The organism is Hydrogenophaga aquatica (assembly GCF_054780915.1).
On sequence record NZ_BAAGVK010000002.1, the window covers coordinates 245,342 to 260,123 of the forward strand.

A 14,782-nucleotide genomic window follows, 5' to 3' on the forward strand; every position below is an offset into this window, starting at 1 on the left:
CGCGGCTGCAACCCCAAGAACCGGACACCATGCCCGGCATTCCTTCATGGACATGCGTAGCTCCCGTCTCTGGTGCGCCTGCGTGCTGAGCCTTGGCCTGTGGACGGCTGGCTGCGGACAAAAGGGCCCGTTGTACATGCCGGACCAGACCGCGCCCGCCTCCACCGCTCAACCCGTGGACGACACATCCGCTGCACGCCAGCCCCGCTGACCCCTCCTGCTTCCTCACCATGTCCCTTCCCGCCCCCCTGCCTGGCCACCCCTGGTTTGCCTACCGCGACGGCCAGCTGATGGCAGAGTCCGTCCCGGTTGCTGAACTCGCTCGTACCCATGGCACACCGCTGTTCATCTACTCGCAGTCGTCCATGCTTGCCGCACTGGCGGCCTACCAGCGCGGTTTCACCGGCCGAAACGCACTGATCTGTTACGCGATGAAAGCCAACTCCGCCTTGGCGGTGCTGCAGACGTTTGTGCAGGCAGGATGCGGCCTGGACATCGTGTCAGGTGGCGAACTGGAACGGGCATTGCGGGCGGGGGCCAAGCCGGAAACCATCATCTTTTCGGGTGTAGGCAAAACCCGTGCCGAAATGCGGCGCGCGCTTGAGGCCGGCATCGGCTGCTTCAACGTCGAGAGCCTGGCCGAGCTGGACGTTCTCAACGAAGTGGCGCTGAGCGTGGGCCGACGTGCGCCGGTGAGCCTGCGCGTCAACCCAGATGTGGATGCCAAGACCCACCCGTACATCTCCACGGGGCTCAAAGGCAACAAGTTCGGCGTGGCCCATGGCGACGTGCTGGCCGCTTACCGGCATGCATCGAGCCTCGCCGGTTTGCGCGTGGTCGGCATCGATTGCCACATCGGCTCGCAGATCACCGAAAGCTCACCCTATCTGGACGCGATGGACCGCATCCTGGATCTGGTGGACGCGATCGAAGCGTCGGGCATTCACCTGGAACACATCGATTTCGGCGGCGGCCTGGGCATTGAGTACCAAGGTGAAACGCCGCCTGCGGCAGACCGTTTGTGGAAAGCCTTGCTCGACAAGCTCGATGCTCGCGGGTACGGCCAGCGCAAGTTGCTGATCGAACCGGGACGCTCGCTGGTCGGCAACGCTGGCATATGCGTGACGGAGGTGGTGTTCCTCAAGCCCGGCGAACACAAGAACTTCCTGATCGTCGACGCGGCGATGAACGATCTTCCCCGACCTGCGATGTACGAGGCCTTCCACGCCATCGTGCCGGTGCAGCCGCGCGAAGGCGCCCAGGCCACGTGGGACGTCGTCGGCCCGGTGTGCGAAAGCGGCGATTGGCTGGGCCGGGACCGAGCCTTGAATGTGCAGGCTGGCGACCTGTTGGCGGTGTGCTCGACAGGGGCTTACTGCATGAGCATGTCCAGCAACTACAACACCCGGGGGCGCGCGGCCGAGGTGCTGGTTTGCGGCGACCGCTCACAGGTGATACGCACGCGTGAAACGCTGGAGGATCAGTTCCGAAACGATCAGCCGCTCAGCTTCTGAGCCGCAGCAGCACGCGCCAGACCATGAGTCCGAAGAGGATGGCGGCATAGACCGCCACGTCGCCGAAATGGTTCTTTCCGGCGCGCATCCAGAAGAAGTGCAGTACAGCCAGGGCCGCCACACCATAGACGGCCCTGTGAAGCAGCTGCCAGCGTGCGCTTCCAAGCCAGCGCACAGCCGCGTTGAATGACGTGGCCGCCAGCGGCAGCATCAGCGACCATGCCAGCGCCCCGACCAGAATGAACGGCCGCTGGGCAATGTCCTTCAGGATGTCTTGCACCACCCAGCCCATGTCGAACCACGCGTAGGCGAGCAGATGGAGGCTGGCATAGACAAAGGTCCAGACGCCCAGCCCGCGACGCAGCCGCGCCAAGGCGTGCCAGTGAAACGTTCGCCGCAGAGGGGTGACAGCCAGCGTCAGACAGAGCAGGCGCAGGGTCCAGTCGCCCAGGCCCCGAATCAAGGCCTCTGCAGGATTGGCGCCCAGCCGGTCTGCAAAGCCCGCCCCGATCAGCCAGATGGCCGGGACCGAGCAGGCCGTCAGGACCAGCCCCTTGACCCAGGGCTGCGCAAGGAGACGTGCTCCGGCCTGTTGCACCAGACGATCAGTAGAACTTGCGCAGGTCCATGCCGGCGTAGAGCTGGCCGACCTCCTGCTCGTAGCCATTGAAGAGCTGGGTCTTCAGGCGCCTCGCCAGCAGACCGCCGTCTCCGATCCGCCGTTCGGTGGCCTGGCTCCAGCGCGGGTGGGGAACATCCGGGTTTACGTTGGAATAAAAGCCGTATTCTTGCGGCGCCGCCATGTTCCAGGCCGTAGCAGGTTGTTTTTCAACAAAACGGATTCTGACGATCGACTTGCCGCTCTTGAAGCCATACTTCCAGGGCACCGCCAGACGCACGGGCGCCCCGTTCTGGTTGGGCAAGACTTCGCCATACATGCCAAACACAAGCATGGCCAAGGGGTTGCGGGCTTCGTCCAGCCGCAGGCCCTCGACGTAAGGCCAGGTCAGGACGCTGGAACGCACCCCGGGCATGGTGTCCTTGTCCGCCAGGGTGTGAAACTCGACGTACTTCGCGCTGCCCTGGGGCTCGACCTGGTTGATCAGCGCAGACAGGGAGTAGCCAATCCACGGAATCACCATGGACCACCCCTCGACGCAGCGCAGCCTGTAGATGCGCTCCTCCATGGAGCTGAGCTTGAGGAGATCTTCGATACCGAATGTGCGAGGCTTGTTGACCAGGCCATCGACCTCGACGGTCCACGGCCGGGTCTTCATCTTCCCGGCATGGCGCGCGGGATCGCCCTTGTCGAGACCGAACTCGTAGAAGTTGTTGTAGCCGCTCGCGTCCTGGTAGGGGGTGAGCTTCTCGATGGTGCGCGCGCCACGCAACTCTGAAGGCCGTGCCGCCAGCGCGGCCAGCTTGCCGGGCCGGGCGGGTTCGGCGGCTGCGGCGTGCTGCGCTGTCCATGGCGCCACGGCCGCTCCTGCCGCAACGCCAAGCAACCACTCTCTTCGCCGCAGGTAGACCTCGCGCGGCGTGATCTCACTGGGCTGAATGGTCATCAGAGTTCTCCGTAACTGTGCAAGCCGCTGAGGAACATGTTGACACCAAGGAAGGCAAAAGTGGTGACCGCCAGGCCTACCAGGGCCCACCAGGCGGCGACCGTGCCGCGCAGCCCCTTCATCAACCGCATGTGCAACCAGGCGGCATAGTTGAGCCAGACGATGAGCGCCCAGGTTTCCTTGGGGTCCCAGCTCCAGTATCCGCCCCAGGCCTCGGCAGCCCAGAGGGCCCCCAGAACAGTGGCGATGGTGAAGAACGCAAAGCCCACGGCAATGGCCTTGTACATGACGTCATCCATCACCTCCAGGCTGGGCAACCGTTCGGCAATGCGGCGGCGCGCCGCCAGGATGCCGCCCACGATCAGGGCCGACAGACCGAAGTAAATGAACCAGTAGCTGCCCCCGGACTCAGTGGCACCACGTCGGAACACCAGCGGCTCGAAGCAGAGAACCACCCCGAGGAGCCAAAGTGGCGCAAGCTTCCACCAACGGGTCTCGCCAGCGCTTTGTTTGATCAGGTAGGCAAACGCGAGCATGGCGGCAATGGCAAACGTGCCGTAGCCGATGAAGTTGGCGGGCACGTGCAGCTTCATCCACCAGCTCTGCAGCGCTGGCACCAGGGGCTGGATCTCGTGCGCCTCGCGCACCACCGTGTACCAGAGCAGGAAGCCCACTGCGGCGCTGACGACCAGCATCACGAAAGCGCCCATGCGACGCGTCTGGTAACGGTCTTCGTAGTACAGGTAATACGCAGCCGTGAGCCACGAGAACAACACGAACACTTCGTAGAGGTTGCTGACGGGGATGTGCCCGACGTCCGGGCCGATGAGGTAGCTCTCGTACCAGCGCACCAAGGAGCCCACGAGCGCCAGCGTCACGGCCACCCAGGCCAGACGGGAGCCCAGCTTTTCGAACACGTCACCCGCGGCGCGGGAAAAGATGCCCGCCCAGAAGAAGGCGGTGCTCATGAAGAACAGCATGCTCATCCAGAGGATGGCGGACTGGCTCGAAATGAAGTACTTCAACATGAAGGCCTGGTCCGCCCTGGCGAGCTGAGGCACTCCATCGACGTGATAGAGCCATATCGCCAGCAGGGACAGCGCCGCGACGACGACGGTGAGCAAGCGCACGGGGCGCCAGAACCAGGCCAATGCCACGAGACAGGGGACGGTGCCGATCAGAATCGCCTTCTCATAGCCATCCATGAAATTGCCGTACAGGAACAAGGCATAGGCCCCCCCGGCCACCACCAGTGCCGCGTAGAGCCAGTCCCAGATATCGCGTCTGGCAAAGTAGCCCTTGTTCAAGCCATCGGGTGTGGTGTCCTTTTTCAGATCAAAGGTCTGTGTTGCTGCGTTCATGGGGCCACCTCTTTGGAAGTCTGTAGCAAACGGCTCTTGAGTGCCTGGAATTCACGGTCGTTGTCCATCAGCTTGCGGTTCGAGGACAGGGCCATCGTCACATGGACCTGACCGGTGCCGTCACCACGCGGGGCCAACCAAACCCACAGCCGCCGTTCACGCACGTAGAGCATGGCAAAAACACCGACGATGAGCAAGAGACAACCGATGTACACAATGGTTTTGCCTGGCGCCCGGGCAACCTGGAAGACACTCGCCTGGACCTGCTGGAAATCCGCCAGCTGGAAGGCGATGGGCGCCGGGTAGAAGAAAGCGTCGCTCAGGCTGAGGACGGACTGCGTCATGAAAGCAGCGCTTTGCTCCCCGGCTTCTGCCCGGGGAAGACCCGCCCTTTCGCGGCTGAGCTGGTACAGCTCGAAAAGCGAACCGTTGAGGATGCGCAGTAACACATCGCCAGCACGCTCGCGCTCGCCTTCGGGCACGTTCACTTCCATGAAGGCAGAGACGGCCTGCAGCCCGCCAAGGCGCACGGCACCAGAACGCGGAAGGGTGTCGATGGAAGGATCGGCACCAGCGAAAAGATCGACGGCACGTTGCGCGGACATGGCCAAGGCCTGGGCAACCTCCGCGCTCTGTCCTTCAGCGGCCATCTTCACGTAGCGGCGCACGGCCTCTTCCCGCATGGCACGGTCTGCCAGCGCCTCACGCAACCGGACAAAACCGTCCATGGTGTCGTTCTCGTCCACAGGCACGCGCAGGTAACGGAACGGTTCTGCCGGGGTGTCGCGCACCCCCATCACGAACACGCGGGAGCCGTCGATGTCGATGGGCAGCATGTAGTTGTGGAACTCACGCGCCTGCCCTGCGTCGTCACGCAGTTTGTAGGTGACGCTGGGACCGACGTTGCGCAGCTCCTTTTCGGTCACGGTCTTGTGGGCAGACCCGAGCCGGCTTTCAATCGCCCCGCGCAGGTCCACCTTGCGCACATCCGCGCTGCTGTTCCCCGCGTCGCGGAAGTTCTCGACGTTGATCACACGCAGGCCTGTGAATTCCAGGGTCATCCGGTCGTCGCCGTTGGTGAGTGCCACCGACTCGCCGACACGCCCCTCAACGGAGAAAGACTTTGCCGCGCCGCCCATGGGGACGGCATTGAGCTTGAGCAGCGAGCCGCCGTCGTCAAAACTCGACTGGTAGATCTCGATGCCGCGGTAGCTCACCGGATGGTTCACCTCGACACGGGCCTCACGGGATTCACCGGTGTACCTGTCGTGGATCACGATGTCGCTGGCAAACAGCTTGGGCATGCCGGTGGAGTAATACTCGACCACGAACTTTTTGAGCTCGACGTCAAACGGCAGCTCCTGGAGGATGACCCCTTGCGGCTGAGCCAATATGGCCGTACCGGCCCGTGTGCCCTCGGTAACGAGCAGGTTGCCCCGAAAGGTCGGGTTGCGGTCGGTCAGCCGGTGCTGCGGCGAGACATCGGCAATCAGCCCGCCGCCAGTGAAAGGCGTCTTGTCGTTGAACCACATCTGTGCCCGAACGACGAGGTCGCCATCGAACAGCCCGCCGATGCAGATCAGCACAATCGCGCTGTGGGCGGCAAGGTAACCCAGCTTGTTGGCGGCACCGGCCTTGGCGGCCACCATCCAGCCGGGGCCCGCGGAGGTCTCCCGCTGCTGCAGGCGTACCTTCCAGCCTGCAGCCAGCAGTGCCTGCCCCATGCGCCGTGCAGCTGGCTCACCGCCTTCGCTCAGGTCCGCCTCGGCTCGGTGAGGAAACGCCTTGAGGCTTTGCTCGCGGATGTTTTCCTTGAAGAGCTTCAGGTCGTGAAAGATCTTGGGTGTGTTGCGGACGATGCACAGCGACGTGCTGATCACCAGGAAGGCCAGGATCAGCAGGAACCACCATGCGCTGTAGACCGAGTAAAGGTCGATGGCGCCAAACACTTCAGCCCAGAAGGGGCCGAACTGGTTGATGTAGTTGTTGATGGGCTCGTGCTGCTTGAGCACCGTGCCAATCACCGACGCGATGCAGATCACCGTCAGCAGTGATATGGCGAAACGCATCGACGACAGCAACTCCACCGCGTCGCGGAAATAGCGTGAGCCGCCTTTGATCTCGAAACCTGCGGTGGAAACACTCATGGAGAAACAGTACCCAGAAAAAAGGCAGGCCTTGAAACGGGGCCTGCCTTGGCTAAGAGGAGTTTTTCGGCCGCCGGTTCAATGCATTTGTTGAACTTGGCATTCTCGCGCCGAAATATTAACGCCGACTTATATTGGAAACGAAACCCCCGATCTGCCCTGGGTCTTTTTCGACAGCGGGGGATCGGGCGGGAGATCAGCGCAAACCGGCGATGTAGTCCGCCACCGCCGCGATTTCCTTGTCGGTCATGTGAGCGGCGATCTGCCCCATCGGGGCGCTGTTCTTGCGGCCGCCAGAGCGGAAGGCGTTCATCTGGGCGATGGTGTAGTCGCTGTGCTGGCCGGACAGACGGGGGTACTGAGCGGGAATGCCAGCACCGTTGGGCGCGTGGCAGCCGGCGCAGGCCGCAATCTGGCGGTCTGCGATACCGCCGCGGTAGATGCGCTCACCCAAAGCAACCAGGTCCTTGTCGCGCGCAAAGCCGGTCTTCGCGGGCTGGGAAGCGAGCCAATAAGAAACGTTGCGCATGTCTTCCTCGGACATGCTCGCGGCAAAGCCGGACATCACGGCGTTGGCCCGCTTGCCAGACTTGAACTCTTGCAACTGTTTCACGAGGTACTCGGGATGCTGCTGCGCCAGCTTGGGGTTAGCGGGAATGGTGGAGTTGCCGTCGGCGGCATGGCAGGCCACGCATACCTGACCGTAGAGGGCGGCCCCCTTGCTCAGATCGGGTTTGGCGGCCTGCGCCTGGACGGACAAGGACAGGGTTGCCAGAAGTGTGGCGCCGATGAGGGAGGGGATCAGTTTCATTTCGTGGGCAGGTGACGTCGGGTTGCTACGAAGTCACGCCTCGCCGGGGTGGCAAGGCGCAAAACGCGTTGATTTTACAATGGCCCGTGAACCCAATTCCGCACATGAGCCAAGACGACGCCCTCTCCCCCCCCTCCAACCCGGCGTCCGCTGGTGCGCCGCCACGCCCAACGCAAGCCCCCATCGACCCAAAGACGGCACACGCGTGGCTGCACACGGCGCGTTTCCTGACCACCGCGCCCCAGCTGGAACACCTGCCGCCGCTGGACGTTCCCGAGATCGCGTTCGTGGGCCGCTCGAACGCGGGCAAGTCCACCAGCATCAACACGCTGACGCAGCAAAAGCGCCTGGCCTTCGCGTCCAAGACACCCGGGCGCACCCAGAGCATCAACCTTTTCGCCCTGGGCAAACAAGGGGCTGTGGACGCCGTGCTGGCAGACCTGCCGGGCTATGGCTACGCCGCAGTTCCCAGGGAAGCCAAGCTGCGCTGGCAGCGCGTGATGGCGAACTACCTGCTGACCCGCCCCAACCTGCGGGGCGTGGTACTGCTGTGCGACCCCCGCCTGGGCCTGACCGAACTGGATGAGGTGTTGCTGGAAGTGATACGCCCCAGGGTGGAACAGGGGCTGCGCTTCCTGGTGCTGCTGACCAAGGCAGACAAGCTGACCCGGGCCGAGGCCAACAAGGCACTGTCCATCGCGCGACTGCAAGCTGGGGGCGGGGAAGCGAAACTGTTTTCCGCCCTCAAACGGCAGGGCCTGGACGACGTGGCTCAGCTGCTGTGGCACTGGTCCCACGCTGATACCCCTGCCGCACCACCCCCTCAAGCCACCGACTGACATGATCGAACAGCGCCTCGTTCCTCTCCCCCACGGCATTGAACTGGATTGCCGGATGGCAGGAGACACGGGGCGGCCGGTGCTGTTGTTCCTCCACGGTTTTCCCGAGGCGGCGTTCGTCTGGGACGGGCTGCTGGAACACTTTTCCCATCCAGACCACGGAGGGTACCGTTGCGTGGCACCCAACCTGCGGGGCTATGGGCAATCCAGCGCGCCTGCAGAGGTATCTGCCTACCGCGCCAGACACCTGGTGCAGGACGTGACGGCCCTGATTGATCTGGAGACAGCTGCCAGCCCCACGCCCGGGCGGCTGGCCTGCCTGGTGGCGCACGACTGGGGCGGCGCCATCGCCTGGAACCTGGGCGCTCAACACCCCCATTTGCTGCAGCGTCTGGCCATCCTCAACTCACCCCACCCTGGCACCTTCCTGCGCGAACTGCAACACTCCCCGGAGCAGCAGGCTGCCAGCGCCTATATGAACTTCCTCGTGCGGCCCGACGCCGAGGCGTTGCTCAGGCAGGACGACTTCCGCAGGCTGTGGGAGTTCTTCTCCGGGACCTGGGGTAGCGAAAGGAGCGGCTGGATGACAGAAACGCTGCGCCAGGCCTACCACGACGTCTGGAACCGCGGACTGAACGGGGCGCTGAACTACTACCGTGCTTCGCCCCTGCGCCCGCCCGACACGGAGGCGGCCGCCAATCCCCTGGAGCTGCCCGCCGAGCTACTGCACGTCGGAGTACCCACGCTGGTCATCTGGGGCGAAAAGGACCGCGCGCTGCTACCCGGCCTGCTGGATGGCCTGGAGCGTTTTGTGCCGGATATGCGTATCGAACGGGTGAGCGATGCGTCTCACTGGATCGTGCACGAGCAACCCGAACGGGTGGCCTCGCTGCTCGACGGTTTCATCCGGGGGCACTAGACGTAAAACGGCGGCTCCCCGGCCGGACGGGTCTTGAAGCGCTTGTGCACCCAGTAATACTGCTCCGGCATGGCGCGGATCATGCGCTCAAGCTCGCAGTTCATACGGGCCACGTCATCTTCCAGGGCGTCGGAAGGGTAGCCCTTCCAGGCCGGCCAGACCCGCACCTCGTAGCCGTCACGGGTCATGCGACTGGTGACGGGGACCACGGTTGCACGCCCCAGGCGTGCAAACCGGGGCAGCGACGTGAGTGTGGCAGCCTGCACACCAAAGAAAGGCACAAATACGGCGTCGCCTATGCCGTGGTCCATGTCGGGCAGCAAATAGAGCGGCTCACCCGCGCGCAGGGCCGACACCATCGGCTTCACCCCCTGGTGTTTGGCCAGGATGTGAGGCTCACCAAAGCGCTGGCGCCCCTGGGCCATCCAGCGGTCAATATCTGGGTTGAGCTGCTCGGCGTAAATGCCACAGAAGCGCCTCGGCAGATGGGCGGTCAAGGCCGTCCAGCCTGCATCCATGCCCACGAAATGGGGCGCGAAGATAACGCGGGGCGAATCATCGCTCAACTGGTCAACGCCCCCCACCAGATGCAGCCGACGGCGAACCACGTCAGGCCGCCCTTCCCACAGCCACCCGCGGTCCAGCCAAGCCTGCGCAAAGCGGACGAAATGCTCGCGCACGGCATGGTTGCGCCGAGCTTCGCTGTCCTCGGGGAAGCACAACGCCCAATTGATCCGGGCAATGCGCCGGCGCCGCACCGCCACCAGGTGCAGTACCCTGCCGAAGGCCCACCCCAGCGCGCGCACCACCGGCAACGGCAAACGGGCCATGAAGCGCATGACACCCAGCCCCGCTGAGTTGACCCAGCGCTGCCAGAAGGTGCGTGAGTCGACGGTATCGTTCATCCGTGCATTCCTTTGCGCGGGGTCTTGTACCGCGCATAACCCCAAAGGTACTGCTGGGGGCAGCGCAAGATCACCTGTTCCATGGCGTGGTTGATCTGGGCGGCGGCGGCCCCCGCGTCCTCGGCGAGCGGCGTGTCCAGCATCAGCGAAAGCGGCTGGACATGCACGACGTAGCCCCGCCCCCAGGAAAGACGCTCACCCCAGGCCAGCATCACCTCGGTGCCCGGTGTGCGTGCGAACCGCAGCGCCAGCGTCATCGTGTAGGCGGGTTTACCGAAAAAGGGCGCCCACACCCCCAGCCCCTCGGGAGGAACCTGGTCAGGCAGCAAGCCGACTGCCTCTCCATTGCGCAAGGACTGTATGAGCTGACGCACGCCCGCCAGCGTGGTCGGCGCTGTGGCCAGCCCCGGCCGCGACCGGGCTGCCTCCACCACCTCGCGCAACGCTTCCTGCCGTGGCGGGCGGAACAACACCGAGATGGGCTTGCCGCCCTGTCCCGGCTGGCTGCCAAAACGCTGCGCGTAGGCCTGCGCCGTGATTTCGAAGCAACCCAGGTGCGGGGTGAGAAACAGGATGCCGTGGCCATGGTTCAGTGCGGCGTGGATGTGCGCGGCCCCCTCCCAACCCACCTGGACAGGCCGGCCAAACCACAGACGCGGCAACTCTGCCACCTGCTGCCCTGCTGCTGCCACGGACGCCCAGCGCGCCCGGCCGTGCACCCCTGCCTGCCGCGTGTTCTCCCACCAGCGGCGCCGGTAGGCAGGGGACACCAGCCAGGCCAGCCAGCCGCCAGCCGCCCCCAACAGGTGCAGCAGCGGCAAAGGCCAGCGCGCAAAGAAACGGAATACCAGGAACATGGACATGACAGGCCGCTGCCAGCGGCCCAGTAATCTGTGTTTTAGAATGCCAACATCGCCGAGTTACTGAACAACTTGCGGGCGATTCACAAATTCAGCTAAAGCGTTCGCCACAGCTCCCCAGCCCGGCGACCGCCGAGCATCAGACCAAGGAGTGTATTCAAATGGCGAACGACTTTCTTTTCACGTCCGAATCCGTGTCCGAAGGCCACCCCGACAAGGTGGCAGACCAGATCTCCGACGCCATCCTCGACGCGATCTTCGAGCAGGACCCGCGCAGCCGCGTGGCGGCAGAGACCCTGACCAACACCGGCCTGGTGGTGCTGGCGGGTGAAATCACCACCAACGCACACGTGGACTACATCCAGGTGGCGCGCGACACCATCAAGCGCATCGGTTACGACAACACCGAATACGGCATCGACTACAAGGGCTGCGCGGTGCTGGTCGCTTACGACAAGCAATCGAATGACATCGCCCAGGGCGTGGACCATGCCAGCGACGACTACCTGAACACCGGCGCCGGGGACCAAGGCCTGATGTTCGGCTACGCCTGCGACGAGACGCCCGAGCTGATGCCCGCGCCCATTTACTACGCGCACCGCATCGTGGAGCGCCAGGCCCAGCTGCGCAAGGACGGCCGCCTGCCCTTCCTGCGCCCTGACGCCAAGAGCCAGATCACCATGCGCTATGTGGATGGCCGTCCGCACAGCATCGACACCGTGGTGCTGTCCAGCCAGCACAGCCCCGAGATGAGCGACGGCAAGCACATGAAGCCAGAGTTCGTCGAAGCCTGCGTGGAAGAGATCATCAAGCCGGTGCTGCCGAAAGAGTGGCTGCAGGACACCAAGTACCTGATCAACCCGACCGGCCGTTTCGTGATCGGTGGCCCGCAAGGCGATTGCGGCCTGACCGGCCGCAAGATCATTGTGGACACCTACGGCGGTGCCTGCCCGCACGGCGGCGGCGCCTTCAGCGGCAAGGACCCGACCAAGGTGGACCGCTCGGCCGCTTACGCTGCCCGCTACGTGGCCAAGAACATCGTGGCCGCAGGCCTGGCCAAGCAGTGCCAGATTCAGGTGGCCTACGCCATTGGTGTGGCGCGCCCGATGAACGTGACCGTCTACACCGAAGGCACGGGCGTGATCCCCGACGAGCAGATCGCCAAGATCGTGGGCGAGGTGTTCGACCTGCGCCCCAAGGGCATCATCCAGATGCTGGACCTGCTGCGCCCGATCTACTCGAAGACGGCCGCCTACGGCCACTTCGGTCGCGACGAGCCCGAATTCACTTGGGAGCGTGCCGACAAGGTGGCCGTGCTGCGCGACCTGGCCGGTCTGAAGTGACCCGGGAAGGCCGTCGATGATCCACCCGCACCCCCACATCCACCTGTACGCCATCGGCAATGCGCTGGTGGACACGGAGCACCACGTCAGCGACGAGCAGTTGCAGGCGCTGGGCATCGAAAAGGGCCGCATGACCCTGATCGATGCCGAGCGCCGCACCGAACTGCTGCGCCTGCTGGACGGCCAACCCGGTCACCATCCACACCAGCGTGTGGGTGGCGGCTCGGCAGGCAACACCGTGGTGGCGCTGGCACAGCTGGGGGGACATGGCTTCTACTCGTGCAAGGTGGCCGACGACGACCTGGGCGACTTCTACCAGCGCGACCTGGAGCACCACGGGGTGGCCACCAACCTGAACCACACCCGCCCGGAACCTGGGCAAAGCGGGCACTGCATGGTGTTCGTGACGCCCGATGCGGAACGCAGCATGTGCACCTTCCTGGGGGCCACGGCAACGCTGGATGCGTCCGCTCTGCACCCCAGGGACATCGCCAAATCGCGCGTCTATTACATGGAAGGCTATCTGTCGGCATCACCCAGTGGCCTGGACGCTGCCCTGCAGGGCCGGGCCGCTGCCAAGGCGGAGGGCGTGGCTCTGGCCACCACGCTGAGCGACGTGTCCATGATCACCTTCTGCCGCCCCGGCCTGGAAGCCATGATCGGTGACGGTGTGGACTACCTGTTCTGCAACGAGGAAGAGGCCCAGGCGTGGACCGGTCTGACGGACACCGCCGCCGTGGTGGACGCGCTGTCGAAACTGGCGGGTACGGTGTGCATGACACGGGGCCCGCAAGGGTGCATCGTGATTCGAGGTGACAGGCGCGACGCGGTGCCTGCCCCGCAGGTTCGCGCGCTGGACACCGTGGGTGCAGGCGACATGTTCGCGGGCGCCTTCCTGTACGCCGTCACGCACGGGCACGACGCTGTGCCTGCGGCGCGTCTGGCCACGGCCGCGGCGTCCACGGTGGTGGCACAAGCCGGTGCACGGTTGCGCACAGAACAGTTGCATGCGCTGCGCAGCGCATGGCTGCGGGAGACGGCAACAGCCTGATTTCCGCGAACGGCAGGAAATCAGGGATAAGTCTCGGCCTGCGCCAACACTGGTGCAGCAGCATCCTTGCCCGCCAGCAGCGGCGTGGCCGCGACTTGCCAGTCTATGCCCAGTGCCGGGTCGTTCCACAACAGGCTGCGCTCGTGCTCGGGGTACCAGTAGTCTGTGGTCTTGTACAGGAACTCGGCCGTTTCGCTCAACACCACGAAGCCGTGTGCGAAGCCCGGCGGCACCCACATCTGCTTCTTGTTGTCAGCACTGAGCCGCTCGCCCACCCAGCGCCCGAAGGTGGGTGAACTGCGCCGCAGGTCCACCGCCACGTCGAACACCTCGCCCTGCACCACGCGCACCAGCTTGCCCTGGGCGTGTTGGACCTGGTAGTGCAGCCCGCGCAACACGCCCTGCGCGGACTTGCTGTGGTTGTCCTGCACGAAGGTGACATCCAGGCCCGTGGTCTGCATGAAGTCGCGCTGGTTGAAGCTCTCGAAGAAGAAGCCGCGTGCGTCGCCGAAGACCCGGGGTTCGAGCACCAGGACGTCGGGAATGGCGGTAGGGGTGACGGTGTAGGGCATGGTGTTTCTGGGTATCAACGCAGCAGGGCCAGCAGGTATTGCCCGTAGCCGTTCTTGGCCAGGGGCTGTGCCAGGCGCTCCAGCTGTTCGTCGCCAATGAACCCCTTGCGCCAGGCGATTTCCTCGGGGCAGGCGATCTTCAGGCCCTGGCGCCGCTCCAGGGTGGCGATGAACTGACCCGCATCGAGCAGGCTGTCGTGCGTGCCGGTGTCGAGCCAGGCGTAGCCGCGCCCCATGGTCTGCACCGTCAGCTCGCCGCGCTCCAGATAGGCTTGGTTGACGCTGGTGATTTCCAGCTCGCCGCGTGCGCTGGGCTTGACCGCCTTGGCGATGTCCACCACCTGCTGGTCGTAGAAATACAGACCCGTGACGGCGTAGTTGGACTTGGGCATCTTGGGCTTTTCTTCGATGCTCACGGCCTTGCCGGTGGCGTCGAACTCGACCACGCCGTAGCGCTCCGGGTCCTGCACATGGTAGGCGAAGACGGTGGCCCCCTGGGCCTGCGCGTCCGCCGCGCCCAGCATGGGCTCGAAGTCGTGGCCGTAGTAGATGTTGTCACCCAGCACCAGCGCACTGGGAGCGTTGCCAATGAATTGCTCGCCGATGATGAAGGCCTGGGCCAGACCGTCGGGGCTGGGCTGCACGGCGTATTGCAGGTTCATGCCCCACTGGGAGCCGTCACCCAGCAATTGCTGGAAACGCGGGGTGTCCTGCGGGGTGCTGATGATGAGCACGTCGCGCATGCCCGCGAGCATGAGCGTGCTCAGCGGGTAGTAGACCATGGGCTTGTCGTACACCGGCAGCAGTTGCTTGCTGATGGCCAGCGTGGCGGGGTGCAGCCGGGTGCCGGAGCCCCCGGCGAGGATGATGCCTTTGCGTGCGGTCATGGTGGTCG

15 protein-coding genes are annotated in these 14,782 nt (G+C 64.5%); 6 read left to right on the plus strand and 9 right to left on the minus strand.

Annotated elements, in window-relative coordinates; translation table 11 throughout:
• Positions 1–46 precede the first annotated feature (46 nt).
• Positions 47–211: an LPS translocon maturation chaperone LptM gene (gene lptM, locus ACYVHH_RS02285; protein WP_460563397.1), complete on the plus strand. Its 165-nt coding sequence runs from the start codon at positions 47–49 to the stop codon at positions 209–211.
• Positions 212–230: 19 nt separating this feature from the next.
• Positions 231–1,514, plus strand: a complete 1,284-nt coding sequence (lysA, locus tag ACYVHH_RS02290; protein ID WP_460563398.1) for a diaminopimelate decarboxylase — start codon at positions 231–233, stop codon at positions 1,512–1,514.
• On the opposite strand, the gene ACYVHH_RS02295 is transcribed toward lysA, so the two are convergent.
• The 5 genes from ACYVHH_RS02295 to ACYVHH_RS02315 all read right to left on the minus strand — a co-directional run bounded on the left by ACYVHH_RS02295 (position 1,504) and on the right by ACYVHH_RS02315 (position 7,398).
• The gene (locus tag ACYVHH_RS02295; RefSeq protein ID WP_460563399.1) at positions 1,504–2,112 is read right to left on the minus strand and encodes a protein-methionine-sulfoxide reductase heme-binding subunit MsrQ; all 609 of its coding nucleotides are present in this window, start codon (positions 2,110–2,112) and stop codon (positions 1,504–1,506) included. The two genes, lysA and ACYVHH_RS02295, sit on opposite strands and share 11 nt — an antisense overlap.
• A gap of 7 nt (positions 2,113–2,119) precedes the next feature.
• Entirely contained in the window at positions 2,120–3,079 is a 960-nt protein-coding gene (msrP, locus tag ACYVHH_RS02300) for a protein-methionine-sulfoxide reductase catalytic subunit MsrP (RefSeq protein ID WP_460563401.1), read from the minus strand.
• Positions 3,079–4,440, minus strand: a complete 1,362-nt coding sequence (gene ccsB / locus ACYVHH_RS02305; RefSeq protein ID WP_460563402.1) for a c-type cytochrome biogenesis protein CcsB — start codon at positions 4,438–4,440, stop codon at positions 3,079–3,081. The genes msrP and ccsB overlap by 1 nt, the downstream gene beginning before the upstream one ends.
• Positions 4,437–6,587: a cytochrome c biogenesis protein ResB gene (locus ACYVHH_RS02310; RefSeq protein WP_460563403.1), complete on the minus strand. Its 2,151-nt coding sequence runs from the start codon at positions 6,585–6,587 to the stop codon at positions 4,437–4,439. Before ACYVHH_RS02310 ends, ccsB begins: the two co-directional genes overlap by 4 nt.
• Positions 6,588–6,783: 196 nt before the next feature.
• Complete coding sequence (locus ACYVHH_RS02315; protein WP_460563404.1) at positions 6,784–7,398, minus strand: c-type cytochrome; 615 nt, start codon at positions 7,396–7,398, stop codon at positions 6,784–6,786.
• Between the two features lie 104 nt (positions 7,399–7,502).
• Between ACYVHH_RS02315 and yihA the strand changes: the two genes are divergently transcribed.
• A complete protein-coding gene (gene yihA / locus ACYVHH_RS02320; protein WP_460563405.1) occupies positions 7,503–8,237 on the plus strand; it encodes a ribosome biogenesis GTP-binding protein YihA/YsxC in 735 nt (244 codons plus the stop codon).
• Position 8,238: 1 nt separating this feature from the next.
• On the plus strand, positions 8,239–9,156 hold the full coding sequence (locus ACYVHH_RS02325; RefSeq protein ID WP_460563406.1) for an alpha/beta fold hydrolase: 918 nt from the start codon (positions 8,239–8,241) through the stop codon (positions 9,154–9,156).
• Here ACYVHH_RS02325 and ACYVHH_RS02330 read toward each other — a convergent pair.
• Both ACYVHH_RS02330 and ACYVHH_RS02335 read right to left on the minus strand, forming a co-directional pair.
• Positions 9,153–10,061, minus strand: a complete 909-nt coding sequence (locus tag ACYVHH_RS02330; RefSeq protein WP_460563407.1) for an LpxL/LpxP family acyltransferase — start codon at positions 10,059–10,061, stop codon at positions 9,153–9,155. The two genes, ACYVHH_RS02325 and ACYVHH_RS02330, sit on opposite strands and share 4 nt — an antisense overlap.
• Positions 10,058–10,924 (minus strand): lysophospholipid acyltransferase family protein, encoded by an 867-nt coding sequence (locus ACYVHH_RS02335; protein WP_460563408.1) that lies wholly within the window; start codon positions 10,922–10,924, stop codon positions 10,058–10,060. The genes ACYVHH_RS02330 and ACYVHH_RS02335 overlap by 4 nt, the downstream gene beginning before the upstream one ends.
• Positions 10,925–11,082: 158 nt before the next feature.
• Here ACYVHH_RS02335 and metK point away from each other — a divergent pair, with 158 nt between their 5' ends.
• Complete coding sequence (metK, locus tag ACYVHH_RS02340) at positions 11,083–12,264, plus strand: methionine adenosyltransferase (RefSeq protein ID WP_460563409.1); 1,182 nt, start codon at positions 11,083–11,085, stop codon at positions 12,262–12,264.
• Positions 12,265–12,280: 16 nt separating this feature from the next.
• Positions 12,281–13,315 carry an adenosine kinase gene (locus tag ACYVHH_RS02345; RefSeq protein ID WP_460563410.1) on the plus strand — a complete coding sequence of 345 codons (1,035 nt, stop codon included), beginning with the start codon at positions 12,281–12,283 and terminating at the stop codon, positions 13,313–13,315.
• Positions 13,316–13,335: 20 nt separating this feature from the next.
• Here the strand turns inward: ACYVHH_RS02345 and rfbC are convergent, their stop codons facing one another.
• Both rfbC and rfbA read right to left on the minus strand, forming a co-directional pair.
• Positions 13,336–13,887 (minus strand): dTDP-4-dehydrorhamnose 3,5-epimerase, encoded by a 552-nt coding sequence (gene rfbC, locus ACYVHH_RS02350; RefSeq protein WP_460563411.1) that lies wholly within the window; start codon positions 13,885–13,887, stop codon positions 13,336–13,338.
• 14 nt (positions 13,888–13,901) lie between these two features.
• On the minus strand, positions 13,902–14,774 hold the full coding sequence (gene rfbA, locus ACYVHH_RS02355; protein WP_460563412.1) for a glucose-1-phosphate thymidylyltransferase RfbA: 873 nt from the start codon (positions 14,772–14,774) through the stop codon (positions 13,902–13,904).
• Positions 14,775–14,782 lie beyond the last annotated feature (8 nt).

Coding starts and splice junctions, on each gene's coding strand:
- lptM (WP_460563397.1), top strand. CDS start 47: ATGGACATGCGTAGCTCCCGTCTCTGGTGCGCCTGCGTGCTGAGCCTT.
- lysA (WP_460563398.1), top strand. CDS start 231: ATGTCCCTTCCCGCCCCCCTGCCTGGCCACCCCTGGTTTGCCTACCGC.
- msrP (WP_460563401.1), bottom strand. CDS start 3,079: ATGACCATTCAGCCCAGTGAGATCACGCCGCGCGAGGTCTACCTGCGG.
- ccsB (WP_460563402.1), bottom strand. CDS start 4,440: ATGAACGCAGCAACACAGACCTTTGATCTGAAAAAGGACACCACACCC.
- ACYVHH_RS02310 (WP_460563403.1), bottom strand. CDS start 6,587: ATGAGTGTTTCCACCGCAGGTTTCGAGATCAAAGGCGGCTCACGCTAT.
- ACYVHH_RS02315 (WP_460563404.1), bottom strand. CDS start 7,398: ATGAAACTGATCCCCTCCCTCATCGGCGCCACACTTCTGGCAACCCTG.
- yihA (WP_460563405.1), top strand. CDS start 7,503: ATGAGCCAAGACGACGCCCTCTCCCCCCCCTCCAACCCGGCGTCCGCT.
- ACYVHH_RS02325 (WP_460563406.1), top strand. CDS start 8,239: ATGATCGAACAGCGCCTCGTTCCTCTCCCCCACGGCATTGAACTGGAT.
- ACYVHH_RS02330 (WP_460563407.1), bottom strand. CDS start 10,061: ATGAACGATACCGTCGACTCACGCACCTTCTGGCAGCGCTGGGTCAAC.
- ACYVHH_RS02335 (WP_460563408.1), bottom strand. CDS start 10,924: ATGTCCATGTTCCTGGTATTCCGTTTCTTTGCGCGCTGGCCTTTGCCG.
- metK (WP_460563409.1), top strand. CDS start 11,083: ATGGCGAACGACTTTCTTTTCACGTCCGAATCCGTGTCCGAAGGCCAC.
- ACYVHH_RS02345 (WP_460563410.1), top strand. CDS start 12,281: ATGATCCACCCGCACCCCCACATCCACCTGTACGCCATCGGCAATGCG.
- rfbC (WP_460563411.1), bottom strand. CDS start 13,887: ATGCCCTACACCGTCACCCCTACCGCCATTCCCGACGTCCTGGTGCTC.
- rfbA (WP_460563412.1), bottom strand. CDS start 14,774: ATGACCGCACGCAAAGGCATCATCCTCGCCGGGGGCTCCGGCACCCGG.